21 protein-coding genes, 1 tRNA gene and 1 pseudogene are annotated in these 23062 nt (G+C 64.4%); 5 read left to right on the top strand and 18 right to left on the bottom strand.

Annotation, left to right across the window (positions count from 1 at the left end; all coding sequences use genetic code 11):
* Positions 1-253 precede the first annotated feature (253 nt).
* Together AC0L2K_RS29935 and AC0L2K_RS29930 are read right to left on the bottom strand one after the other, a co-directional pair.
* Positions 254-553, bottom strand: a complete 300-nt coding sequence (locus AC0L2K_RS29935; RefSeq protein ID WP_473533096.1) for a hypothetical protein — start codon at positions 551-553, stop codon at positions 254-256.
* Positions 554-883: 330 nt separating this feature from the next.
* Positions 884-2380, bottom strand: coding sequence for a CoA-acylating methylmalonate-semialdehyde dehydrogenase (locus tag AC0L2K_RS29930; protein WP_473533095.1), 1497 nt, complete (start codon positions 2378-2380; stop codon positions 884-886).
* 387 nt (positions 2381-2767) lie between these two features.
* Here AC0L2K_RS29930 and AC0L2K_RS29925 point away from each other — a divergent pair, with 387 nt between their 5' ends.
* Positions 2768-3649, top strand: a complete 882-nt coding sequence (locus AC0L2K_RS29925) for a LysR family transcriptional regulator (RefSeq protein WP_473533094.1) — start codon at positions 2768-2770, stop codon at positions 3647-3649.
* 95 nt (positions 3650-3744) lie between these two features.
* Here the strand turns inward: AC0L2K_RS29925 and AC0L2K_RS29920 are convergent, their stop codons facing one another.
* The 8 genes from AC0L2K_RS29920 to rsfS all read right to left on the bottom strand — a co-directional run bounded on the left by AC0L2K_RS29920 (position 3745) and on the right by rsfS (position 12074).
* Positions 3745-5001 (bottom strand): D-amino acid dehydrogenase, encoded by a 1257-nt coding sequence (locus tag AC0L2K_RS29920; protein ID WP_023800046.1) that lies wholly within the window; start codon positions 4999-5001, stop codon positions 3745-3747.
* A gap of 148 nt (positions 5002-5149) precedes the next feature.
* On the bottom strand, positions 5150-6298 hold the full coding sequence (gene alr / locus AC0L2K_RS29915) for an alanine racemase (protein WP_128245921.1): 1149 nt from the start codon (positions 6296-6298) through the stop codon (positions 5150-5152).
* A gap of 90 nt (positions 6299-6388) precedes the next feature.
* Positions 6389-6910: an RNA pyrophosphohydrolase gene (locus AC0L2K_RS29910; protein ID WP_023800048.1), complete on the bottom strand. Its 522-nt coding sequence runs from the start codon at positions 6908-6910 to the stop codon at positions 6389-6391.
* Positions 6911-6912: 2 nt separating this feature from the next.
* Positions 6913-8124 carry a divergent polysaccharide deacetylase family protein gene (locus tag AC0L2K_RS29905; protein ID WP_023800049.1) on the bottom strand — a complete coding sequence of 404 codons (1212 nt, stop codon included), beginning with the start codon at positions 8122-8124 and terminating at the stop codon, positions 6913-6915.
* A gap of 130 nt (positions 8125-8254) precedes the next feature.
* Positions 8255-9580 carry a S41 family peptidase gene (locus AC0L2K_RS29900; protein ID WP_023800050.1) on the bottom strand — a complete coding sequence of 442 codons (1326 nt, stop codon included), beginning with the start codon at positions 9578-9580 and terminating at the stop codon, positions 8255-8257.
* Position 9581: 1 nt separating this feature from the next.
* Positions 9582-10988, bottom strand: coding sequence for a murein hydrolase activator EnvC family protein (locus AC0L2K_RS29895; protein ID WP_287260517.1), 1407 nt, complete (start codon positions 10986-10988; stop codon positions 9582-9584).
* A 146-nt stretch (positions 10989-11134) separates the two neighbouring features.
* Positions 11135-11617, bottom strand: a complete 483-nt coding sequence (gene rlmH, locus AC0L2K_RS29890) for a 23S rRNA (pseudouridine(1915)-N(3))-methyltransferase RlmH (RefSeq protein ID WP_023800051.1) — start codon at positions 11615-11617, stop codon at positions 11135-11137.
* Positions 11618-11696: 79 nt separating this feature from the next.
* Positions 11697-12074 carry a ribosome silencing factor gene (gene rsfS, locus AC0L2K_RS29885; RefSeq protein WP_023800052.1) on the bottom strand — a complete coding sequence of 126 codons (378 nt, stop codon included), beginning with the start codon at positions 12072-12074 and terminating at the stop codon, positions 11697-11699.
* Positions 12075-12314: 240 nt separating this feature from the next.
* Here rsfS and AC0L2K_RS29880 point away from each other — a divergent pair, with 240 nt between their 5' ends.
* Positions 12315-13172 carry a mechanosensitive ion channel family protein gene (locus AC0L2K_RS29880; protein ID WP_473533093.1) on the top strand — a complete coding sequence of 286 codons (858 nt, stop codon included), beginning with the start codon at positions 12315-12317 and terminating at the stop codon, positions 13170-13172.
* A 7-nt stretch (positions 13173-13179) separates the two neighbouring features.
* A pseudogene (locus tag AC0L2K_RS29875) lies at positions 13180-13407 on the top strand (sigma factor-like helix-turn-helix DNA-binding protein); the annotation flags it as partial.
* A 164-nt stretch (positions 13408-13571) separates the two neighbouring features.
* Here the strand turns inward: AC0L2K_RS29875 and AC0L2K_RS29870 are convergent.
* The 5 genes from AC0L2K_RS29870 to obgE all read right to left on the bottom strand — a co-directional run bounded on the left by AC0L2K_RS29870 (position 13572) and on the right by obgE (position 19401).
* A complete protein-coding gene (locus AC0L2K_RS29870; protein ID WP_473533092.1) occupies positions 13572-14870 on the bottom strand; it encodes an MFS transporter in 1299 nt (432 codons plus the stop codon).
* Between the two features lie 160 nt (positions 14871-15030).
* Positions 15031-15618 carry a nicotinate-nucleotide adenylyltransferase gene (locus AC0L2K_RS29865; protein ID WP_027152843.1) on the bottom strand — a complete coding sequence of 196 codons (588 nt, stop codon included), beginning with the start codon at positions 15616-15618 and terminating at the stop codon, positions 15031-15033.
* Between the two features lie 265 nt (positions 15619-15883).
* Complete coding sequence (locus AC0L2K_RS29860; protein ID WP_419695103.1) at positions 15884-17170, bottom strand: glutamate-5-semialdehyde dehydrogenase; 1287 nt, start codon at positions 17168-17170, stop codon at positions 15884-15886.
* Positions 17171-17173: 3 nt separating this feature from the next.
* Entirely contained in the window at positions 17174-18370 is a 1197-nt protein-coding gene (gene proB / locus AC0L2K_RS29855) for a glutamate 5-kinase (protein WP_128245913.1), read from the bottom strand.
* A gap of 2 nt (positions 18371-18372) precedes the next feature.
* Positions 18373-19401, bottom strand: a complete 1029-nt coding sequence (gene obgE, locus AC0L2K_RS29850) for a GTPase ObgE (RefSeq protein ID WP_128168566.1) — start codon at positions 19399-19401, stop codon at positions 18373-18375.
* A gap of 147 nt (positions 19402-19548) precedes the next feature.
* Here obgE and AC0L2K_RS29845 point away from each other — a divergent pair, with 147 nt between their 5' ends.
* Complete coding sequence (locus AC0L2K_RS29845) at positions 19549-20418, top strand: endonuclease/exonuclease/phosphatase family protein (RefSeq protein WP_473533091.1); 870 nt, start codon at positions 19549-19551, stop codon at positions 20416-20418.
* A 10-nt stretch (positions 20419-20428) separates the two neighbouring features.
* On the opposite strand, the gene AC0L2K_RS29840 is transcribed toward AC0L2K_RS29845, so the two are convergent.
* From AC0L2K_RS29840 to AC0L2K_RS29830, 3 genes are all read right to left on the bottom strand, one after another.
* Entirely contained in the window at positions 20429-21016 is a 588-nt protein-coding gene (locus AC0L2K_RS29840) for a GNAT family N-acetyltransferase (RefSeq protein WP_473533090.1), read from the bottom strand.
* Positions 21017-21132: 116 nt separating this feature from the next.
* Positions 21133-21402 carry a 50S ribosomal protein L27 gene (gene rpmA / locus AC0L2K_RS29835; RefSeq protein WP_023678077.1) on the bottom strand — a complete coding sequence of 90 codons (270 nt, stop codon included), beginning with the start codon at positions 21400-21402 and terminating at the stop codon, positions 21133-21135.
* 99 nt (positions 21403-21501) lie between these two features.
* Positions 21502-22197, bottom strand: a complete 696-nt coding sequence (locus tag AC0L2K_RS29830; RefSeq protein WP_128168569.1) for a 50S ribosomal protein L21 — start codon at positions 22195-22197, stop codon at positions 21502-21504.
* 321 nt (positions 22198-22518) lie between these two features.
* On the opposite strand from AC0L2K_RS29830, the gene AC0L2K_RS29825 reads away from it, so the two are divergent.
* Positions 22519-22608 (top strand) — tRNA-Ser (locus AC0L2K_RS29825).
* Positions 22609-23062 lie beyond the last annotated feature (454 nt).

Raw genomic sequence — 23062 nt, 5'->3', positions numbered from 1 at the left:
CCTCATTTTGCCGGAACGATCCAGGCCGGTCCCGACGTCATCATCATCGCGTCGTTCCTTTCCGTGTTCCGGTCTGTCATCAGCGGGGACGATTCAAAATGTTCCCACTATGTTCCATATATGGTGTCGGCAACAAAAAAGCGCAAGCAGGCGCCCGCTGGGGGCGCCTGTGGATCCGTTTCATGGTCGTCGCCGAGAACCGAGGCCTGCGCGCGCGCGGCTATGCTAAGGCGGCTGCCACCCGCTAGGCGGCTCAGGTCCCTGGCAGCGCCGCTGTCTTCACCGCGCTCTCCCAGCCTTCACCCACCGAAACCACGCAGCTTTGACCGCGTGTGTCGCTGGCGAGGATGGTCCAGGTGCCTTGGTCGGAAACGAAGACTTCAACAATCACATTCGGATTGACGACGCCGAGCGCGGTTGGATTTTCCCGGAACTTCTCGCCGAGCGCCTTGATCATGTCGGCTCGTGGCGCGCATTGTTCGGCCGCTGGTGCCGGGGCCGCGGAAAACGCGGCAGCCGCCGCGCCAAGTATCGACACCATGAGACGTGTCATCTCACACCTCCTTGTGCCGGCCGTAGCCCCCGAAGCTGTCGCCAGCGCCGTTGGTCGATCTGCCGCGTCTCCTTTGCGGCAGGATTGCAAGTTAAGGCTTCTGCTGTCCGCCTGGTTCCATCACATTAGCGTTCAGGCATACACGCGGCCGCGACAGGTCAGCAAAAAGGCCCGGTTTCTGGCCGGGCCTTTTTCGTCTTCAATCATAAAATCTGGAGCTTTTGTCGACTGGCTAATTCATCGTCGGGATGACGAATTCGGCGCCGTCCTTCACGCCTGCCCGCGCGCCCGCAGCCGAAGGCGAGGACGCGCAGACAAGCAACCGTCCGGCTAATTCATCGTCGGGATGACGAATTCGGCGCCGTCCTTCACGCCGGACGGCCAGCGCGAGGTCACCGTCTTGGTCTTGGTGTAGAACCGGAATGCGTCCGGTCCGTGCTGGTTGAGGTCGCCGAAGGAAGACGCTTTCCAGCCGCCGAACGTATAGTAGGCGATCGGCACCGGGATCGGCACGTTGATACCGACCATGCCGACCTGGACCCTCGAGGCGAAATCGCGGGCGGCATCGCCGTCGCGGGTGAAGATGGCGACGCCGTTGCCCATTTCGTGATCGTTGGCGAGCTTGATCGCGTTCTCGTAGGTCGGCGCACGCACTACCGAGAGCACCGGCCCAAAAATCTCTTCCTTGTAGATGCGCATATCGGCGGTCACGTTGTCGAACAGGCAGCCGCCCATATAGTAGCCGTTCTCATAGCCCTGCATGGAAAAGCCGCGCCCGTCGACGACCAGACTGGCGCCTTCCCTGACGCCGGTATCGACATAGCCCTTGACCCGCTCCAGCGCCTGCGCCGTCACCAGCGGGCCGAAATCGGCGGACGAATCCGTCGATGGGCCGACCTTCAGGCTTTCGACGCGCGGCACCAGCTTTTCCATCAGCCGATTGGCGGTATCGTTGCCGACCGGGACAGCCACCGAGATCGCCATGCAGCGCTCGCCGGCAGAGCCGTACCCGGCGCCGATCAGCGCGTCGACGGTCTGGTCCATGTCGGCGTCGGGCATGATGATCATGTGGTTCTTGGCGCCGCCGAAGCACTGCACGCGCTTGCCGGCCGCGCAGCCGCGCGAATAGATGTACTGGGCGATCGGCGTCGAGCCGACGAAGCCGATGGCCTTGATATCGGGATCGTCGAGGATGGCGTCGACCGCCTCCTTGTCGCCGTTGACGACGTTGAGAATGCCCGCTGGCAGGCCGGCCTCGATGAACAGTTCGGCGATGCGCATCGGCACGCCCGGGTCGCGCTCCGAAGGCTTCAGGATGAAGGCGTTGCCGCAAGCGATAGCCGGCGCGATCTTCCACAACGGGATCATCGCCGGAAAATTGAACGGCGTGATGCCGGCAACGACGCCGAGCGGCTGGCGCATCGAATAGACGTCGATGCCGGGGCCGGCGCCGTCGGTGAACTCGCCCTTCATCATGTGCGGCGCGCCGATGCAGACCTCGACCACTTCCAGGCCGCGCTGGATGTCGCCCTTGGCGTCAGCGATGGTCTTGCCGTGCTCGCGCGCCAGAATGTCGGCCAGCGCATCATATTCCCGGGCGACCAATTCGAGGAATTTCATCAGGACGCGCACGCGCCGCTGCGGATTGGTCGCCGCCCAGCCGGGCTGCGCCGCCTTGGCGTTCTCCACGGCTGCGCGCAGCTCCGCCTGCGAAGCCAGCGCCACGGTGCCGCGCACCGTGCCGTCCATCGGCTGCATGAGGTCCTGCTTGCGGCCGCTGGTCCCGGCGACACGCTTGCCGCCGATGAAATGACCGTAGTCGATCATGGTTTTCTCTCCCTGTATTTGTGATGCGGCATTGTCCGCCTTTGCGCCGCCGATGGCAACGTGAGCGGAAACGCAACCGTTGTGCGGCAAATAGAGTGCGCTTGACTGAGGAGCATCAATTCCCGCAAAATGATAGTGCCACCTCAGGGAATGACAGGTTGAGTTCCTTCGCGCCCCCCTCTGTCCTACCGGACATCTCCCCCTCTAGGGGGGAGATTGCGCTGTCATCTTTGCCTTCGCCAAACATCGACGCTGTTAAGGAAGAGCTGTCAGCGGAGCTGCCAATCTCCCCCCTTGAGGGGGAGATGCCAAGTTTTGGCAAGGAGGGCAGGACAGAGGGGGGTGCCACGGAACGCAACGTCGACGATTGTCATCCGGACCCTCCTCATGAACTGGGATGACGTCCGCATCTTTCTTGCGGTGGCGCGTGCCGGCCAGATACTTGGCGCGGCCAAGCGGCTGGAGCTGAACCACGCCACTGTCTCGCGCCGCGTCGCCGCGCTCGAGGATGCGCTGCGCACAAAACTCTTTCGCCGGCTGACCACCGGCAGCGAGTTGACGCCGGCGGGCGAGCGTTTCCTCGACATCGCCGAGCGCATGGAAGGCGACATGATCGCCGCGCGCGCGACCGTGGCGGGCGAAGGCGACGACGTCTCCGGCACCGTGCGCATCGGCGCGCCTGATGGTTTCGGCGTTGCCTTCCTGGCCAAACGACTCGGCGCACTGACGGCGCTTCACCGCGAGCTCACCATCCAGTTGGTGCCGGTGCCGCGTTCCTTCTCATTGTCCAGGCGCGAGGCCGACATCGCCATCACCGTGGAGCGACCGACCGAAGGCAGGCTGGTGGCGGGAAAGCTGGTCGATTACACGCTCGGCCTGTTCGCGTCCCGAGCCTATGCCGACGCGCATGGCCTGCCGCAGACGCCGGCCGAGCTTGGCCGACACACGCTGATCGGCTATGTGCCGGACCTCATCGTCAGCCCCTCGCTCGACTATGCGGCCGAGTTCAGTGCCGACTGGCGCACGAGCTTCGCCATCTCCTCGGCGCTCGGCCAAGCCGAAGCGGTGCGCTCCGGCGCCGGCATAGGCATCCTGCACACTTTTGTCGCCTACTCGATGCCGGAACTGGTGGCCGTCGACATCGTCGCGCCCATTCGCCGCGCCTACTGGCTGGTCTATCACGAATCGGTCAGGCCGCTGCGCCGCGTCCAGATCGTCGCGAGCTTCATCACCAGGGCGGTGGAACGGGAGCGGAGCCTGTTCGTCTGACGATATTTTCTCTGACGCGGCGAGGTGTGCTGGAGACTGATGCCGAGTCACGCGGCAAGTTCCTCCGCTCAAATGCGTGAAGAATCCTTCCGATCCTACCGCTGGTATCGCTCCGGTCCGAGATCGCGGACATCGATGTCCGGCACCCGGCTGGAAATGATGTCGGCCAGGACCTTGGCCGAGCCGCAGGCCATGGTCCAGCCGAGCGTGCCGTGGCCGGTGTTGAGATAGAGGTTGGAAAACTCGGTGCGGCCGATCAGCGGCGGCCCGTCCGGCGTCATCGGCCGCAACCCGCACCAGAAGGTCGCCGACCGCATGTCACCGCTGCCTGGAAAAAGGTCGCCGAGCGAATGTTCGAGCGTGCGCCGCCGCGATTCATGCAGCGTCAGGTCGAAGCCGGAAATCTCCGCGGTGCCACCGACGCGGATGCGATCGCCGAGCCTGGTGATCGCCACCTTGTAAGTCTCGTCCATCACCGTCGAGACCGGTGCTGCGGCAGCATCCTTGATCGGCACGGTGATCGAATAACCCTTGACCGGATAGACCGGGATAGGTCGTTTCAGATAGCGCATGAACTTTGCCGAATAGCTGCCCATCGCCATCACATAGGCGTCGGCGGCCTTCCATCCCTTGCTCGTATTGATGTTGGCGATCTGGTTGCGCTTGCGCACGATGCGCCTGATCGACGTGTCGTATTCAAAGGTGACGCCGCGCGCTGCGCAGAGCTCTGCCACACGGTCAGTGAACATCTTGCAGTCACCGGTCTCGTCGCCCGGCAGCCGCAGGCCGCCGACGAACTTTTCACGGATCCCTGCCAAGCCCGGCTCGGCCGCGATGCAGCCGTCGGGACCGAGGATCTCGTAGGGAACGCCATATGTCTTCAGCACCTCGACATCGCCGGCTGTGCCATCGAGCTGCTGTTGCGTGCGAAAAAGCTGCAGCGTTCCCTTGCTCCGCTCGTCATAGGCGATGCCGGTCGCCTCGCGCAGCGCTTTCAGCGTGTCGCGGCTGTATTCGGCCAAAGGCACCATGCGCGCCTTGTTGACCGCATAGCGCTCGGCGGTGCAGTTGCGCAGCATCCTGACCAGCCAAATCCACATATGTGGATCGAGAGTCGGCCGCACCACCAGAGGACCATGCTTCATCAGCAGCCATTTGATCGCCTTCAGCGGGACGCCGGGACCGGCCCAGGGCGAGGCGTAGCCTGGCGAGATCTCGCCGGCATTGGCAAAGCTGGTTTCCAGCGCCGGGCCCTTCTGGCGGTCGATCACCGTCACTTCATGACCGGCCTCGGCCAGGTAATAAGCAGTGGTGACCCCGATGACGCCGCCGCCCAGCACGAAGATCTTCATCGCATAGCTCTCCAGAACGATGTCTTGTCAGCGGGCGGCATCGTGGCTTTCTGTCTGCCGGATTTTACCGCGTCCGCCAAGTGCCCAAGCATGTCGCCCCTACGCAGAAGGTTTTGGGACGACGACATGCCTAAAAAAAGCCCGCGCGCTATCCATTCACATAGCGCCGGTGAAAGCGGTGTCCGAGGCTGGTCAGGATTTCATAGCCGATGGTGCCAGCATGGCCGGCCGCCTGGTCGACCGTCTGCGACGGGCCAATCAGTTCGACGAGGTCGCCCGCCTTCAGCCTGCCGGGCGGCAGGGCCGAAATGTCGAGGACGATCGAATCCATCGACACACGGCCCAGGAACGGCAAGCGCACATTTTCGAACCAGGCGGCCGAGGTCGCACGTCGATGCCAGCCATCGGCATAGCCAAGCGAGATCGTTGCGGCGATCAGCGAATCGGTGACGTGAAAAATATGGCCATAGCCGACGCCGGCTCCCCTCTCGAGGCTGCGCGTCTGGATGATTTTTGCTTGAAGCCGCACCACTGGCAGCATCGGATTTTCCACCGCTGGCGTCGGATTGATGCCGTAGAGCGCCGCACCGGACCGGGCGAGGTCGTAGTGAAAGGACTGCCCAAGAAAGATGCCGGAGGAATTGGCGAGCGAGGCCGGCGCCTTTGGCAGCACCTTGCGCAACCGCTCGAATTCCAGCCGCTGCTGCTCGTTGGCCGGATGTTCGGGCTCGTCGGCGCGAGCGAGATGGCTCATCACGATGGTGACGTCGATACCATCGAAAGCCTGCGGGTCGGCAGCGACGGCCTCCACCTCGGCTGCCGCCATGCCGAGCCGCGACATGCCGCTGTCGACCTGGATTGCAGCCTTGAGCTTGTGGCCGGCCCGCTGCGCCGCCGCGCGCCAGGCGGCGAGCTGGCCGGCGCTGTTGATGACCACGCCCAGCTCCGCTGCGACGGCTTCGCTTTCGGCGCCCGGCTGAATGCCGTTCAGCACATAGATCGCCGCCCGTGCGCCGAGCGCCTGGCGCAGCAAGGCACCCTCGGCCAGATGCGCGACAAAAAAAACGGCGCAGCCTTCGGCCGCCAGCGCCGCGGCCACCTGCGGCCCGCCGAGCCCATAGCCGTCGGCCTTGACGACACCGGCGCAGCCGACACCGCCCAACCGCGCCTTGAGCCGCCGGTAATTTTCGCGGATGGCGCTGAGATCGACGGTCAATATGGCGCCGGCCGCCGCTTCGCTGATCGGCGCGGCTTTGACGGCCCTTTCAGAAAGAGATTTTTTGGAAGTGCCGTTCATGCCAATCCCGTCTGCAGCGGATCGGCCATCAATAAGGCCACCGCGCCGACGCGGCAACCGTGGTCGGCGCGAGCGCGGCTTGCGCCAGGCCTATGCAACCAGATGCCGGAATGCCGCAACCACGTCCTCATAGACCTGACGCTTGAACGGAACGATCAGGTCGGGCAATTCCTCCATTGGCCGCCAGGCCCATCTGTCGAACTCGGCGGTGTGGCCGCCCGGCGGGGGATTGATTTCAATCTCGCTCAAATCGCCGTGAAAGCGGAAGGCGAACCATTTTTGCGTCTGGCCACGATACTTTCCCTTGAAGGCGACGCCGACCAGATGGGCCGGCAGGTCGTAAAATATCCAGTTCGGCGCCTCATCCAGCAACGAGACGCTGCGCATGCCGGTTTCTTCGTAGAGTTCCCGCTGTGCCGCCTGCAGCGGCTCTTCGCCCTTGTCGATGCCGCCCTGCGGCATCTGCCAGAGCTGCGTCGTGCCGGCGAATTCGCTGTCCGGCTCGGCAATGCGATGCCCGACCCAGACCAGCCGGTCTCCGTTGAGGACCATCGCTCCGACGCAGCGACGATAGGGCAGCGTCTCGGGGTCGACCGGTTTTTTCTTCGCCATGCTCAACCTTTTTCCGGATCCACCGCCACTGCCGAAATCGGCACGATCTCGATGCCGCGCTTCTTGGCCTCGATCACCCAGGACGACACGGTGTCGACCGTCAGGTCGAAGGCCGAGCCGATGCCGACGGCAAAGCCTTTCGCCCGCGCGGTTGCTTCCAGTTCGTCCAGCTTCTTCAATATGGCGCCGCGGTCACGCACGGCGTCGATCGACGTGTCGCCGGCGGCGAACGGCACACCGTTCTTCAACGCCAGTTCGGGCGCCAGGCTGCGTGCCGACGAACCGTCGTCGACATAGGCCAGGCCGCGCCTGCCAAGCTCGGCCATCAGTGGCCCCATCGCCGCCGCATCGGCCGAAAAACGAGCGCCCATATAGTTCATGACGCCGGTGTAATTGGTCGTCCGCGACAGCGCCCAGCGCAAATTCTCCAAATTCTCGTCGGGTGTCGCCACGACCGTCAGCGTGTTGCGGCCGGGATTGACATTCGGATAATCGAACGGTTCGAGCGGCACCTGCATGACGATCTCATGGCCGCTCTGCCGCGCCGCCTGCATCCAGCGGCCGATGCTGTTGCCCTGCGGCGCGAAGCCCAGCGTCACTTCGGCCGGCAGCTTGGCGATGGCAGCCTGCGTGCCGGTCTGTGACACGGCAAGCCCGCCGATGACGATCGCCACGCGCGCACCGCGCGCGCCGGACCATGGTCGCGCATAGACATCGAACGGCCGCCTGCCGTCGGCAGCACGAACCGGCAATGGACCGGTTTCGCCAGACTCGACCAGTGCCCTGTCGGGAATATGCGCGATCCTCAGGTTCTGGCCGGTCGTCGAAGGGTCGTGGATGACGATGGCCCCGGGCGGACCGTCGCCCGCTTCGGTCTGCATGTGGATGATCTGCGGCCCGCCCGTCTTGGATCCGCTTGCCTTGGACCCGCCCGTCTTGGGTATGCTCGCCTTGGACGCTGCTTCGGCCTTCGGCGCCGGTTCAGTGACCGGCGCTGCGGGTTCGACCACGGCTGTCGCCTTCGGCGTCGAAACGGCGACTTCTTCCGGCTTTCGAAACGGCCTTTCACGCAGCGCAATCGCCCCGGAGACGCCGATCACGGCCAGCGCCACGACAGTGGCCGCGACCACGCCAGCGCTGATCCTGCGGGCCGCGCGCGGCGGCCGGACGGCCTGCCCGAGTGGGCGTTCGATGTCACTACCGATGTCAGCCAAGCCGCATCCCCAGCCGCGGTCCCCGAATCAAACTGCCGAGGCCTTGCAGCCCCGGCAGCATTACATCGCTTCGATCAGGCAGCCAGACCTGTTGTCCGGCTGATCGACTTTTACTGGTTCAGCACGGCACCTACTGGTTCAGCACAGCCTTGTCCGGATTCGGCGGGAACGCCGGATCGGTCTTCTCGCCGCGCAGCAACTGCTGGGCGAAGATGAGCTGCAGATCGTCCTTCGGCTCCGGCGGCACGTAGGCTGCCGAGCCTGAACCGGCATCGCCCTCCTCGCTGCCCTTGATGTGGCCCTTCAGGTCCGACTCGCCGCGCGTCAGGTCCCTGCCCTGCAGGTCCGGCGGCAACGGCTGGTCGACTTTGATGTCGGGCGTGATGCCCTTGCCCTGGATCGACTTGCCGGACGGCGTGTAATAGAGCGCCGTTGTCAGGCGCAGCGCGCCGTTCTCGCCGAGCGGGACGATGGTCTGCACCGAACCCTTGCCGAACGACTGCGTGCCGACGACCGTGGCGCGGCGCAAATCCTGCAGCGCGCCGGCGACGATTTCGGACGCACTGGCCGAGCCGCCATTGACGAGCACGACCAGCGGCTTGCCGTCGATATCATCGCCCGGCCGCGCGTCGAAGCGGGTGACGTCCTTCGGATCGCGGCCGCGCGTCGAGACGATCTCGCCACGGTTGAGGAAGGCGTCGGACACGCTCACCGCCTGATCGAGCAGCCCGCCCGGATTGAGGCGCAGATCGAGCACGTAGCCCTTGAGCTTTTCCTTCGGCACCTGCTTCTCGATGGTTTCGATGGCGCTCTCGAGATCATCATGGGTCTTTTCGGTGAAGGAGGTGATCTTGATGTAGCCGATGTCGTTCTCGACCCGGAACTTGACCGCCTTGACCTTGATGATGTCGCGCACCACCGTCAGTTCAATCGGCTTGTCGGCGCCCTGACGCAGGATGGTGAGCTTGATCGGCGTGTTGACCAGCCCGCGCATCTTCTCGACCGCATCGTTGAGGCTCAGGCCGCGAACCTCCTCGCCGTCGATCTTGGCAATATAGTCGCCGGCAAGCACGCCCGCCTTGGCAGCCGGCGTATCGTCGATCGGCGTGATCACCTTGACCAGGTCGTTCTCCATGGTGACCTCGATGCCGAGGCCGCCGAACTCGCCCTTGGTCTGCACGCGCATGTCCTGCGCCTCTTCGGCGTTCATATAGGAGGAGTGCGGGTCGAGCGAGGTAAGCATGCCGTTGATGGCGTTTTCGACCAGCGACTTGTCGTCGGGCGGCGTCACATATTGCGCCCGCACCCGCTCGAAAATATCACCGAAGATCGCCAGTTGCTTATAGGTCTCGGAGCCCGCAGCGTTCGCCGTCGAGCCGGGCGCGCCATAGACCAGGCTCATCGCGGATGCGCCCATCAGCGCACCGGCAAACAGAAGCGACAGTTTCCGCATCATCTCACGTCCTTCCAGACAAACGGTCCGCCCACCATGGGGTCGGATCGACGGGTTTTCCATCCTTGCGGAACTCAACATAGAGTTCCGGCGTGGCATTTCCATTCTTCGATGCCGAGGTGCTCGCCACCCGGGCCTCTCCCATCGCGCCGATCGGCTCTCCTGCGAGCACCGACTGGCCAGACGCGACGCTGATTCTGCTCATCCCCGCGAGAACGACATGATAGCCGTCACCTGCGTTCAGGATCAAGAGTTGACCATAAGAGCGAAAAGGTCCCGCATAAAGTACATTTCCGTCCGCCGGCGCGGTGACGATGGCTCCCGATTGTGTCGCAACCATGTCACCGAGCATCACTGCGCCGTTACCGTCGCTGGCCCCGAACCGCCGCTTGATCTTGCCGGTGACCGGCAACGCGATCTGCCCCTGAAGCGCCGAAAACGGCGCAGCGGCGGTGAGCCGGTTGGCTTCCGGCACCGGCAGGGCCGCCAGTTCCGTCTGTTCCGGGGCCTTCTGTGCCGGAGCCGTCTGCGCCGGAGCCCCCAGTGCCGGGGCCTTGTCGGCACCCGCTGCCTTCTGCTCCGCGGCTTTCTGTTCGGCGGCCTTCTGCTCGGCTGCCTTCGCCGCGTCCGCAGCCTTGCGGGCCTTGTCGGCCTCGAGCGAGGCGATCAGTTCCTTCAGGCTGCCGGCCTTGGCCGCCAGTGCTGCGGATCGCTGCTTTTCCGCCGCCAGGGCCGTTTGCGTCTCGGCCTCGAGCTTCTGCTTGGCTTCGAGCAGCATGCCGAGCCGCTTCTTTTCCGCCGTCTGCTCGGCGACTGCCGCCGTCAGCCGCGCCCGCTCCGCCTCGATCGAGGCCGTCACCCGTGACTGCTCCTTGAGTTCCGCCAGCAATATCTCGGTCTGCTGGCGCAGTTCCGGCACTACGGCGCCGAGCAGAATGGCGCTGCGCACCGACGACAGCGCGTCCTCCGGCTTGACCAGGATGGCCGGCGGCGGATTGAGCCCCATGCGCTGCAGCGCGGCCAGCACCTCGGCCAGAACGTCGCGTCTGGCGGCCAGTGAGGCACGGATTTTCTGCTCGTCGCCCTTCAGCCCTTCCAGCTTGGCACCGATGTCCTCGATGTCCTGGCCGAGTTTCTGCTCGGTCATCGCCGACTGGATCAGCGCCGCGGTGATCGAGGCATGGTCCTTCTTGACCGTCGCCATGTCGGCGGCGAGCTTGGCCAGCCGCTCCGACGACAGTGTGATCTCCTGCGATATCCGTTCGTATTCGGCGCGGCTCTGGTCCGGGTCGGGCGCCATGTCGAGCCTGCTCTGCGCCCGCGCGGCACCGAGCGACAGCATAAGCACCGCCGCTGCCAAGCCGCAGCCTGCGCGCCAAAAGCCCGTTCGCGATTTCCAACCTTCAGCCATTGAAGCCCGACTCTATGCGTGGCTTCGTTAACGAACAATCAACCATGTTCGAGAGCCCGCCGACCGAAAACAGCGTCGTGACGCATTGAGGCGAAAATCCGGGCGGCTCACGCCAATCCACCGGTTTCGGTCGAATCTGCAACGGCTCACGAGCGATGATAGGGATGGCCGGACAGGATTGTGGCCGCCCGGTAAAGCTGCTCGCCCAACATGACACGGACCAGTTGGTGCGGCCATGTCGGCGCGCCGAACGACACCATCAGGTCGGCCTGGTCGCGCAGCGACTGGTCGTGACCGTCGGCGCCGCCGATGGCGATGACCAGCGCCTTGCGGCCGCTATCACGCAGCAGCCCGATGCGCCCGGCGAAATCCTCGGAAGAAAAACTCTTGCCGCGTTCGTCGAGCAGCATCAGCGCGGCACCAGGCTGCAACTGCGCCTGCAGTTTCTGGCCCTCTTCGCGGCGACGCTCGTTGGCGGTCTGGGCGCGGCCCTCCGGGATCTCGACGACCCCTGAGAATTCGAGGCCCACGGCCTGCCCGCTCCTGGCGAAGCGCTCGAAATACCGCTCGGCGAGCAGCTTCTCGGGGCCGGCTTTCATCCGGCCCACGGCATGAACGGTGATTTTCATCCCTGCCTCGAAGAGCCGCTAATGCATGTCACCAAAAGTGGTCACCGGTTTGGGAACGACATGCATCAACCAATACGGCTCAGTGGAGGGTCTCTTCCTCGAGGTCCGGCGCCTGCCACATCTTTTCAAGATTGTAGAAGTCGCGGACTTCGGGGCGGAAGACATGGACGATGATGTCGCCCGAATCGATCAGGACCCAGTCGGCGCCGGCCAATCCCTCGACGCGCGCCGTGCCGAGCCCGGCATCCTTGAGCGCCTTGAGGAGATGATCGGCGACAGCCGAGACATGACGGTGCGATCGGCCGGACGCGATGACCATATAGTCACCGAGGCTCGATTTTCCCTGAATGTCGATTGAGACGATGTTTTCGGCCTTGGAGTCTTCCAGACTGGCAAGGACTGTCTTGATGGCGCGAGACACGGCGTCGTTTACGCTGATCCCGGCCGGCGAAGGCACGATGTCGGCCTTCTTCCAAAGTGCTGTTCTCAGTGTATTTCCTTTCGCAGCAAGAACAACCAAATCACCCTTCAAAGCAGGTGACACCCCTTAGATAGGCAGAGTTGCGTTGCAGTTTCAAGACGGCAGCCCTACCGTAGCCAACGAAGAACCGTTCTTCCGGTTCCGCTGTTGAAGAAAAATCGGAACTCTTGCCGCCCGGCGAGGGTTATCGGCGCATTGACCAATCGGATCCCCCTCATGCCTGTCGACCCTCAGAACGCTCTCCTCACCGTGCAGTCCGGCCTTGCGCAGCTCAGCGCTCTGATCGTCTCGTACTCGTTCTCGGCCATTGGCGCCGTCATCCTGCTGGTTCTCGGCTATATCGTCGCCGGCCTTGCCCAGCGCTCGATCTACGCCGGCCTCGGCCATATCCATGGCTTCGACACGACGCTGCGCCACTTCTTCTCGCGGATCGTCCGCTACGCCATACTGATCCTCGTCGTCGTCATGGTGCTCGGCCAGTTCGGCGTCCAGACGACCTCGATCATTGCCGCGATTGGCGCCATCGGCCTGGCCATCGGCCTGGCGCTGCAGGGCACGCTGCAGAACATTGCCGCCGGCATCATGCTGCTGGCGCTGCGACCATTCCGTATCGGCGAATATGTCGAGGTCGGGGTCATTTCCGGGACCATCGAGGAAATCGGGCTGTTCGCCACCACACTGAGAACGGTCGAAGGCGTTTACGTGCTCGCTCCCAATTCGACGCTGTGGAACCAGCCCGTCCGCAATTTTACACGCAACGGCGTCCGCCGCGCCGATATCACCCTGACCATCGGCTCGTGGAACGACATCGATCTCGCTCAAAAGACCATGCTGGGCGTCGCCGCCACCGAGCGACGCGTCAGGCGGGAGCCGGCGCCGATTGCCTTTGTGGCGATCGTCGGCGACAGCAACGTCGCCATCACCTTGCGCTACTGGACCTCGGCTGCGGATTTCTTCGCGACCCAGATCGATCTCACCAAACGCGCCAAGCAGGCCTTCGACAGCGAAGGCATTTCTATACCCGCGCCACCACCGGAAGCACCGCGGCAGGAAGCCTCGGCCACAAGGCAATAGCCGGAACGAGCGCGCGGCTTTTCTGCTGCACGATGTGTTCGGGCTGGAGTTTGGGGAGGTCGCAGCCGCTATCCAGCGCGACCCCGCGGCTTGTCGCCAGCTCGCTGCCCGTGCGCGCAGCCACGTGCGCGAGGCGCGCCCTCGCTTCCGGGTGGAAAAACAACATGGCCTTGAGCTTGCCGAAGCTTTTTATGCCGCCTCGCGCAGCGGCAATATGAAGGCGCTTGGTGCGATGCAAGATTGCGGCGATCTATGTCGTGCGGAACCCTGACAAGCTCAGGCATCTGCACTAATGCATGTCGCGCAAGCGCGGCGGTTTTGCGATAACGACATGCATAAAAAGAAGCCAAGGCGCGACGCGCTCTAGAGCCTCAACCTGTACCCGATTGAGTACGGACCTCAATCGTCGGAGCGACCGTGCTGTTCCTCAGGGGCGAAGGCCAGCTCCACCGGCAGCGGCGCTTGCGCGCTCATCGGCGCGAAATTGCCGGTCTCGGCGGCGGGAACAGGCGACATCGCCACCACGCGCCACAGCACGAACAGGCAAAAAACGGTGGCAATGACGATGGCCACATGGATGAAGGCCTGGGTTCCGTAGACGGCGGAAAGCCCGGTCACGATGCCGGGCACGATGAAGCCGGACAGCGACCACGCGAACAGCAGTGAACTGGACAGCGCCACCATGTCGTCCTTGCCGGCGCGGTCGGCGGCATGTGCGCTGGCCAGCGAATAGATCGATTCCGACGCGCCGGCCCAGACCACATAGATGACGACCAGCGCCACCAGCGCACCACCATCGAAGCCCAGCGCGAACAGGCCCGCCACCATGGCAAGCGCCGAAGCGGCGACCAGCACAAAGCGGCGGTCGGTGCGGTCGGAAATCCAGCCGAGCGGGATCTGCAGGATCAATGTGCCGATCGGCATCGCCGACAGCAGCAGTGCCACATCGGCCTGGCTGTAGCCCTTGGCCGTGGCATGGATCGGCGCAAAGCCTGAAATCGTCATCGACAGGCCGCCGACGGCAAGCATGCCGGCGACGCCGACCGGCGAAATCCGCCAGGCCCGGCCAAGCGCCACCGACGCCGCCTGCGGCGGCGGCGGCTGGGCAAGCCGCGTCAACCCGACGGGGAGGATCGACAGCGCGGTGAAGGCGATGCCGACCAGCGGCGCGTCCGCAGCCCGTATGTCGATCAGCGCCAGTGTGGAGTAGCCGACACCGAGCCCGGCGACATAGGCGACGTAGAAGAAGGCCATGACCCTGCCGCGTATGGCGTTGGCGATGACGTCGTTCAGCCAGCTTTGCGCAACGATGAACAGGCCGCATATGGCAAAGCCGTAGAGCGCGCGTGCCGCGATCCACGACAGCGGGTGCGGTCCGGCCCCGACGGCGGCGTTCGACAGCACGATCAACGCCGACAGCACCATGAATGCGCGCGCATGGCCGACGCGTCGTACCAGCGGACCGGTCAGGATGCAGCCTGCCAGGCCGCCGGCCGAGAGGCCGGTGACGATCAGCCCGGCCCAGGTCGGATCGAAGCCTTCGGCGCCGAGCCGGACCGGGATATAGGCGAACATCAGTCCGTTGCCGACCGCTACCAGCGCCATCGACAGGACGACGCTGGCGATGGCGATCGCCGGGGCCGGCGGGCTGCCCTGTGCCGGGTCGCGTCTGGTCTGGTTTCGCTCGAGAATCGCCATGCCCGCGCAGGATCGCTCACGGACCGAGGAAAGGCAGCCGCAAATGCGACATCGCCGTAAGTGCTTAGGTCTTCAAGGTAGCGATCCTTCCAGCACCCCTCATCCGACCGAGCTTCGCTCGGCCACCTTCTCCCACAAGGGGAGAAGGAGAAAGAGACTCCTATCCCTGCGCCATCTTGCGGATCGCGGTCGACGACAGCGACGAGCGCGGGCCGTGAATGAAGGTCCAGGCCGGCGCCTTCATGCGGGCGAGCCGCGGCGCGTCGCCCTCGTCGACACGCGCGTAGTCGAAGGTCTTGGCGACAACCGACGACAGGAACGACAGCGTCGCGCCAGGGCGATCGATCACCGCGATCGGAAACGTCATCACGATCTGGCGCCAGCGCTGCCAGCGATGAAAATCGCGCAGCGAATCGGCGCCCATGATCCAGACGAAGTCGACGCCCGGGTTGCGCGCCTTGACCAGGGCCAGCGTGTCGGCGGTGAAGCGGACATAATGGCTCGCCTCGAAGGCGGTGACCTTGACCTTCGGGTTCCGGGCAATCTGCTCGGACAGGCGTAGCCGCTCGGCCAGCGGCGCCAGTTCCCGCGCGCTCTTGAGCGGATTGCCCGGCGTCACCATCCACCACAACTGATCGAGCGCCAGGCGCCTGAGCGCGATCTCGGCGACCAGCGCATGGCCGGCATGGGCAGGATTGAACGAGCCGCCGAACAGTCCGACGGCCAGGCCCTTTTCGGCATGCGGCATATGAAGGTAGCGAGAGGGGACGGGTTGTTCGGACGGGGATAGCATGTGTCAGGCACCCCCCTCTGCCCTGCCCTGTTTGCCAAGACTTGGCATCTCCCCCTCTAGGGGGGAGATTGGCGGCTTCATCCCTGGCGCCCTTACTGCGACGCCGGAGGTTGGCGAAAGTCCATGCGACAGCCAATCTCCCCCCTTGAGGGGGAGATGTCCGGCAGGACAGAGGGGGGTGGCTGGGCGCACGCCTCTCAGGCTCTAACCGCGAATGAGCTCAAGGCCTCACCTGTCCCGTCCCGCGCACGCGGTACTTGAACGAGGTCAGTTGCTCGACACCGACCGGCCCGCGCGCATGCATCTTGCCGGTGGCGATGCCGATCTCGGCGCCCATGCCGAATTCGCCGCCATCGGCAAATTGCGTCGAGGCATTGTGCAGAAGGATCGCCGAATCGATCTCGTTGAAGAACCGTTCGACGGCGTTCGTATTCTCGGCGACGATCGCCTCGGTGTGGTGCGAGGAGAAATTCTCGATGTGCTCGATCGCACCGGCAACGCCATCGACCAGTTTTACTGCGATGATGGCATCGAGATATTCGCTCACCCAGTCGGCGTCGGTCGCAGGCTGGGCGTCGGCAAACACTTTCAGCACCTCGGCGTCGGCGTGGATTTCGCACCCTGCCGCGCGCAACGCCCCGAGGATCGGCACCAGATGAGTGGCGGCAACAGCGCGGTCGACCAGCAGCGTCTCGGCCGCGCCGCAGACGCCCGTGCGCCGCATCTTGGCGTTGACCGCGATCCTGGCCGCCATGTCGAGATCGGCCGAGCGGTCGATGTAGAGATGGCAGATGCCTTCGAGATGCGCGAAGACCGGCACCCGCGCCTCGTTCTGGACGCGTTCGACCAGGTTCTTGCCGCCGCGCGGAATGATGACGTCGATATTGCCGGAAAGTCCTTTCAGCATCTCGCCGACGGCGGCGCGGTCGGCGGTCGGCACCAACTGGATGGCATCCTGCGGCAGCTTGGCCGCTTTCAGCCCTTCGACCAGGCAGGCATGGATCGCCGCCGAGGAGTTGAGCGAATCCGAGCCGCCGCGCAGGATCACCGGATTGCCGGCCTTGAGGCACAGCGCGCCGGCATCGGCGGTCACGTTCGGCCGGCTTTCGTAGATGACGCCGACAACGCCGAGCGGCGTGCGCACGCGCTCGATATGCAGGCCGTTCGGCCGGTCCCATGCGGCAATGACATCGCCGACCGGATCGCGCAGCCCGGCGATTTCACTGATGCCGTCGGCCATGGCACGGATGCGGCCGGGATCAAGCTTCAGCCGGTCCATGAAAGAAGCCGAAAGCCCCGACTGCTCGCCATTTTTGATGTCGATGGCGTTGGCGTCGAGAATATCCTGCTCGTGGCGAAGGATCGCCTGCGCCATACCGATCAACGCGGCGTGCTTGCGCTCGGCTGTGGCGACGGCCAGCGGTCGGGCGGCAGCGCGGGCGCGGCGGCCGATATCGGCCATCAGCGCCACCGTATCGTCCCGGGATTTTTCATGCAGCTTCAGCATGGCTCATCCTCCGCTATTCACCTCGTCACCAACCGCTTGGTCAGCGGCCTGCACTTGGTCGCCGGCCTGTACTTGGTCACTAGAATGGCTCACCACAAGGTCGTCGCGGTGGATCATCGCCGATCGCGCTTCATAGCCGAGCACCGTTTCGATCTCGGCTGTTTTCAAGCCAGCGATCCTTACGGCATCGGCGGCATCGTAGGCAACCAATCCGCGCGCGATCTCGCGGCCTTCGGGCGACAGGATCGCCACCGTGTCGCCGCGCGAGAAATTGCCGCTGACCAGCTTGACGCCGGCCGGCAGCAGCGACTTGCCCGACAACAGCGCGCCGATGGCGCCGGCATCGACTGTCAGCCGGCCTGCCGGTTCGAGCTGCCCGGCGATCCATGTCTTGTAGCCCTTGACCGGATTGGCGCTCGGCCGGAAGAACGTCGCCCGCTCGCCACGCTCGATCGCCAGCAGCGGCGACAGCCGCGTGCCTGATGTGATGATCATGGCAGTGCCGGCGGCGGTGGCGATCTTGCCGGCGTCGAGCTTGGTGCGCATGCCGCCGCGTGAAAACTCCGAAGCGGCCGCACCCGCCATCGCCTCGATGTCAGGCGTTATGCGGTCGACGACAGCGACGAACCTGGCATGCTGGTCGCGCGCCGGCGGCGCCGTGTAGAGCCCGTCAATGTCGGAGAGCAGCACCAAAAGGTCCGCGCCCATCATCGTCGCCACCCGCGCCGCCAGCCGGTCATTGTCGCCATAGCGGATTTCGGAGGTCGCCACCGTATCGTTCTCGTTGATGACCGGCACCGCCTTCATCTTGAGCAGCGTCGAGATCGTCGCGCGCGCATTGAGATAACGGCGGCGCTCTTCGGTGTCGCCGAGCGTCAGCAGGATCTGGCCCGATTTCAGGCCGCCCTTGCCGAGCGCATCCGACCAGGCGCCGGCCAGCGCAATCTGCCCGACGGCCGCCGCCGCCTGGCTTTCCTCGAGCTTCAGCGCCCGCTTGCCGAGGCCCAAAATGGTGCGGCCAAGCGCGATGGCGCCGGACGACACGACGAGGATCTCGGCGCCATTCTCGGCCAGCACTGAAATGTCGTCGGCAAGCGAGGCCAGCCAGTCGCGCTTCAGCCCCGCCGTGCGGTCGACAAGCAGCGCCGAGCCGATCTTGACGGTGATGCGCCGGTATTTTTTCAGCGACTGCGCGGCCATCGCTATCTCCAGCGCGTCTCGACCGGAGCGGCGACAGCTTCGCGCGCCTCGGCGACGACCGTCATCAGTGCGCGCAGAACCGCCTCGACGCCTTCGCCGGTGACGGCGGACAAAAGCATCGGCGCGCGGCCGGCGGCGCGTTTCAGCGAAGCGACCTTCTTCTTGCGCGCGTCGGCATCGAGCGTGTCGACCTGGGAAAGTGCGACGATCTCGACCTTCTCGACCAGCCCATGGCCATAGGCGTCGAGTTCGGCGCGCACGGTCTTGTAGGCCTTCCCCGGATTTTCTTCCTGCGCCGAGACGAGGTGCAGGAGGACCCGCGTGCGTTCGACATGTCCGAGGAATCGGTCGCCGATGCCGACGCCTTCATGCGCGCCTTCGATCAGGCCGGGAACGTCGGCGATGACGAACTCGCGCCCGTCGATACGGGCCACACCGAGGCCCGGATGCAGCGTCGTGAAGGGATAATCGGCGATCTTCGGCTTCGCTGCGGTGACGGCGGCGAGGAAAGTCGACTTGCCGGCATTGGGCAGGCCGACCAGGCCGGCATCGGCGATCAGCTTGAGCCGGAGCCAGATGTTGAGCTCTTCGCCCGGCTGGCCCGGATTGGCGCGGCGCGGCGCCTGGTTGGTCGAGGTCTTGAAATGCTGGTTGCCGAAGCCGCCATTGCCGCCCTTGGCCAGCAGGAAACGCTGGCCGACGACGGTCAGGTCGCAGATCAGCGTGTCGTTGTCCTCGGCAAAGACCTGCGTTCCCGCCGGCACTTTCAGCGTCACGTCGGCGCCCTTGGCGCCGGTCATGTTGCGGCCCATGCCGTGCGTGCCGGTCTTGGCCTTGAAATGCTGCTGGTAGCGATAATCGATCAGCGTGTTCAGCCCATCGACCGCCTCCACCCAGACGTCGCCGCCGCGGCCGCCGTCGCCGCCGTCGGGACCGCCGAATTCGATGAACTTTTCGCGCCGGAACGACACCGATCCGGCACCACCATCGCCGGAGCGGACATAGACCTTGGCTTGATCGAGAAATTTCATCGTATTGCTGAGTTTCTGCTAACGGCCTTGCGGCATTGCTCTAACGTTTGGCACTGCTCTAAACCAAGGCGGGGCGAAGGGCGAGGCTGTTTATCAACATGGCCCGAGTCTGAACATGGTCCGAGTCTGAACATCGCCGGAGTCGCAATGAAGCTTGTAACCTACAACATCCACTACGGCGTCGGTCTTGACGGCCGCTACGATGTCGGCCGCATCGCCGATGCCGTGCGCGGCGCCGACGTGATCGCGCTGCAGGAGGTCTCGCGCAACAACCCCAACAATGGCGGCCGCGACATGGTGGCCGAGCTCGGCGACGCCCTGCCCGAATATTTCGCCGTCTACGGCAGTAATTTCGAGGCCAATGTCAGCTCGCGCCTGGAAAACGGCCGCGCCATCACCACCACCTTCCAGCTCGGCAACATGGTGCTGTCGAAAACCCCAATTCATCTGTCGCGCAATCTGCTCTTGCCGCGCAGCCGCAGTTTCGAAGTGATGAATTTCCAGCGCGGCGCGCTGGAGGCGCTGATCGAGACGCCGATTGGTTTCATCCGCTTCTATTCCACCCATCTCGACCATCGCAGCCCGGTCGAACGCGCCAGCCAGATCCGGTTTCTGCGCCGGCGCTTGTTGAACTATGCGATCGAGGGCGGCGCGCTGTCGGGCGTCGCCGAGGTCGGCCTGCCCGACCTGCCTTGTCCCGAAGGCTTCGTCGTCATGGGCGACTTCAACATGCTGGCCGGATCGCCGGAATATGTCGAATTCGCCGGCCGCCTGGACCACGAATTCGGCATGGCGGTGACCGCGGATCTTGCCGTCGATGCCGCCCTGCGCCTTGCCGCCGCAGGCGCCGATCTCGCCACCTGGGTCGACCCCAAGCGGCCTGACGACGCCAGCCGCCACAAGCGCATCGACTATGTCTTCACCAGCGCCTCGCTGGCCAAATCGCTGAAGCGCCTGTGGGTCGACCGGCAAGCAGTCGGTTCGGACCACTTGCCGGTCTGGGTCGAGATGGTTTGACCAGCGTCCGTCAGAAATGCACCCAGTTGCGCAGGCTCGTCCAGGTCTTGCGATCGAGACGGTAGCGCTCGACCGGCACCTGGCCGGCGACGATCGAGTTCAGCATGCCCTGGCCGGCATATTGGAAGCCGCATTTGTGGATGACCCGGCGCGAGGCCGGATTGATCACCCGCGTCGAGGCATGCAGCACCTGGATCGACGTCCTCTGGAAGGCGAGGTCGACCAGCGCATGCGCGGCCTCCGTCGCATAGCCGCGCTTCCAGTATGGCTCGCCGATCCAGTAGCCGAGCTCCAGCCCGCGTTCGGTGGTGTTGAGGCCGGCGCATCCGACGAAGGTTTCGGTGCCGGCCAGGGTCAAGGCATAGGCAATGCCGGCCCGGCGCGATGCCGTCATCGCGAGGAAGGCGCGTGCCTCGGCCTCGCCATAGGGGTGCGGCATGCGGGCCAGCATTTCGGCGACATGGCGATTGTCGGCGAGCGCCACCAGTTGCTCGATGTCACTTTCGCGCGGGGCCCGCAGGACCAGCCGCTCGGTCACCAGGACCGGACAATCTATCGCGTAACTTTCACCGTCTGTGTCATCCGCTTCGGCAACCATGTCAGTCCTCCAGGCAAGAAAAAGGGGAGATGGAAACCCATCTCCCCTGATCCATTTCCTGGCTTGGCCAGACACCGGTTCCCGAGATGGGTGCCGGTGTTCTCGTGCGGAACCGGCTACTCCGCGGCCTTGGTCATCGGGTTCACCGATACGTAGGTTCGGCCATTGGCTTTTTTATTGAAGGTGACTGCGCCAGCTTCGAGCGCAAACAGCGTGTGATCCGTGCCAATGCCGACATTGGTGCCGGGATGCCACGTCGTGCCGCGCTGACGAATAATGATGTTGCCCGGAATCACGGCTTCGCCGCCGAATTTTTTCACGCCGAGCCGCTTGGAATGGGAGTCGCGACCATTGCGCGACGAACCGCCAGCTTTCTTGTGTGCCATCTAACTAACTCCGATGCGCCGCTAGGCGCTTAAAGGGTCTTATGAACGCGTTCGCGTTCCGTTTCAAGTCCGAACCGGCGACGATCGCGCCGCCCCGCTTTACTTCTTCGCCAAATCTTTGGCCTGCTCGCGCCAGTCCGTGATCTGGTCGGCGCTGAACGGCATATGCTCGTCGATCTTGGCGATATCCTTGTCCGACAGCTTGGCGATCTGGGCGAAGGTCGTGATGCCCTGCTCGTTCAACTGGCCGGCCGCAACCGGGCCGATGCCCTTGATCACGGTCAGATCGTCCGGCTCGCCCTTCGGCGCTTTGAACAGCGGCGCGGCGGCGGTTTCAGTTGCCTTGGCTTCCTTCTTCGGCGCAGCCTCTGCCTCGGTCTTTGGCGCGGCTTCAGCCTTCATCTCGGCCTTTGCGGCAATCTCGGCCTTCGCCTCGGTCTTCGCCTCGGCCTTGGCCGCGGCCTTCTTCGTCGGCTTGGCGCCGCCCAGCAGGATCTCGGCAATCCGCACGGTTGTCAACAGCTGGCGATGGCCGATCTTGCGGCGCGAATTCTGCCGGCGGCGCTTCTTGAAAGCGATGACGGTGCGGTTCTTGCCCTGCTCGACGACTTCGGCGGTGACCAAAGCGCCGTCGACGAACGGCGCGCCGAACGTGACATTCTCGCCCTCGCCATGCGCGAGCACGTGGCCGATCTCGACGATGTCGCCAACCTGGCCTTCGACTTTTTCGATCTTCAGGAGATCGTTGGCGGCGACGCGATACTGCTTGCCGCCCGTTTTGATGACTGCGAACATTTTTTGCCTTTCGCTGTTCGGTCGGCCTTGACGAACCGCTTCAGCGGTTCGGCCGTCTTTTTGTCAGTCTGCGGGTTCAAAAAGCAAGCGGCGCGGAAGAGCCCTCCACGCCGATTGCGCGCTGTCCCTAGCCGAAGGTGCGGCGCGAGTCAAGGCAAACGGCCGAAAGCGAGCCGGTGCCGTTGGCACAAGCGGCAGAGGTATCGAGGGACGAGCCATACGGCCCGGAGAGAAGCCTGATATCAGGCAGATTGGCCCTTGTAACCTGTCCGTCCAGCCGTTATCTAGTGCGCCGCGCCGGCAACGGCGGACCATGACCGCGGAGAGGTGGCAGAGTGGTCGAATGCACCGCACTCGAAATGCGGCATGGGTGCAAGCCCATCGGGGGTTCGAATCCCTCCCTCTCCGCCATAGGTTGCGCGCCCGCCATAAAGCCCGCCTACCGAAAACGCCGTATTCGCGGCACGTCAGCTTACGACACAAATATGCGGGGTTCATGCTTCGACCTGGTAGATGGCAGAGATCAACTTCGGCCTCGCTAAGCGAAGTCGTGGGGTAGCGACAGCGGAATCAGGATACGCGACTAGCCCCCGTGCCGGGTCAACCTCGCCGTCGGGAAGTACCGATCGGTGCGGACCCAGGCGGGTTCACCCTTGTCGGCGGCGGACGCCGGCGGTGGCGGTCAGCACCCGAGCAGGCTTCCCATTGTTGACGTCCGCTGCGCATCTGCGGCGACCGTCGCCATGTCCTCTGCTCCCGGGTTGACGGTGGTGTAGACGAGGAGCACTCTCGAGTGTCAGCAGATGTGGTCAGGTTGAGTGTCGGCGAGTAGCAGAGGTCCAGCAACCATGACTTTGAGGCGAAC

The sequence above is a fragment of the Mesorhizobium sp. WSM4817 genome, from assembly GCF_055811135.1.
The sequence above is the reverse complement of the archived record's forward strand: the minus strand, read 5'-3'. Positions and strand labels throughout refer to the sequence as shown.

Bases quoted from the DNA above. Each gene is read 5' to 3' on its own strand.
- AC0L2K_RS29935 (WP_473533096.1), bottom strand. From the start codon at position 553: ATGACACGTCTCATGGTGTCGATACTTGGCGCGGCGGCTGCCGCGTTT.
- AC0L2K_RS29930 (WP_473533095.1), bottom strand. From the start codon at position 2,380: ATGATCGACTACGGTCATTTCATCGGCGGCAAGCGTGTCGCCGGGACC.
- AC0L2K_RS29925 (WP_473533094.1), top strand. From the start codon at position 2,768: ATGAACTGGGATGACGTCCGCATCTTTCTTGCGGTGGCGCGTGCCGGC.
- AC0L2K_RS29920 (WP_023800046.1), bottom strand. From the start codon at position 5,001: ATGAAGATCTTCGTGCTGGGCGGCGGCGTCATCGGGGTCACCACTGCT.
- alr (WP_128245921.1), bottom strand. From the start codon at position 6,298: ATGAACGGCACTTCCAAAAAATCTCTTTCTGAAAGGGCCGTCAAAGCC.
- AC0L2K_RS29910 (WP_023800048.1), bottom strand. From the start codon at position 6,910: ATGGCGAAGAAAAAACCGGTCGACCCCGAGACGCTGCCCTATCGTCGC.
- AC0L2K_RS29900 (WP_023800050.1), bottom strand. From the start codon at position 9,580: ATGATGCGGAAACTGTCGCTTCTGTTTGCCGGTGCGCTGATGGGCGCA.
- AC0L2K_RS29895 (WP_287260517.1), bottom strand. From the start codon at position 10,988: ATGGCTGAAGGTTGGAAATCGCGAACGGGCTTTTGGCGCGCAGGCTGC.
- rlmH (WP_023800051.1), bottom strand. From the start codon at position 11,617: ATGAAAATCACCGTTCATGCCGTGGGCCGGATGAAAGCCGGCCCCGAG.
- AC0L2K_RS29880 (WP_473533093.1), top strand. From the start codon at position 12,315: ATGCCTGTCGACCCTCAGAACGCTCTCCTCACCGTGCAGTCCGGCCTT.
- AC0L2K_RS29870 (WP_473533092.1), bottom strand. From the start codon at position 14,870: ATGGCGATTCTCGAGCGAAACCAGACCAGACGCGACCCGGCACAGGGC.
- AC0L2K_RS29865 (WP_027152843.1), bottom strand. From the start codon at position 15,618: ATGCCGCATGCCGAAAAGGGCCTGGCCGTCGGACTGTTCGGCGGCTCG.
- AC0L2K_RS29860 (WP_419695103.1), bottom strand. From the start codon at position 17,170: ATGCTGAAGCTGCATGAAAAATCCCGGGACGATACGGTGGCGCTGATG.
- proB (WP_128245913.1), bottom strand. From the start codon at position 18,370: ATGGCCGCGCAGTCGCTGAAAAAATACCGGCGCATCACCGTCAAGATC.
- obgE (WP_128168566.1), bottom strand. From the start codon at position 19,401: ATGAAATTTCTCGATCAAGCCAAGGTCTATGTCCGCTCCGGCGATGGT.
- AC0L2K_RS29845 (WP_473533091.1), top strand. From the start codon at position 19,549: ATGAAGCTTGTAACCTACAACATCCACTACGGCGTCGGTCTTGACGGC.
- AC0L2K_RS29840 (WP_473533090.1), bottom strand. From the start codon at position 21,016: ATGGTTGCCGAAGCGGATGACACAGACGGTGAAAGTTACGCGATAGAT.
- rpmA (WP_023678077.1), bottom strand. From the start codon at position 21,402: ATGGCACACAAGAAAGCTGGCGGTTCGTCGCGCAATGGTCGCGACTCC.
- AC0L2K_RS29830 (WP_128168569.1), bottom strand. From the start codon at position 22,197: ATGTTCGCAGTCATCAAAACGGGCGGCAAGCAGTATCGCGTCGCCGCC.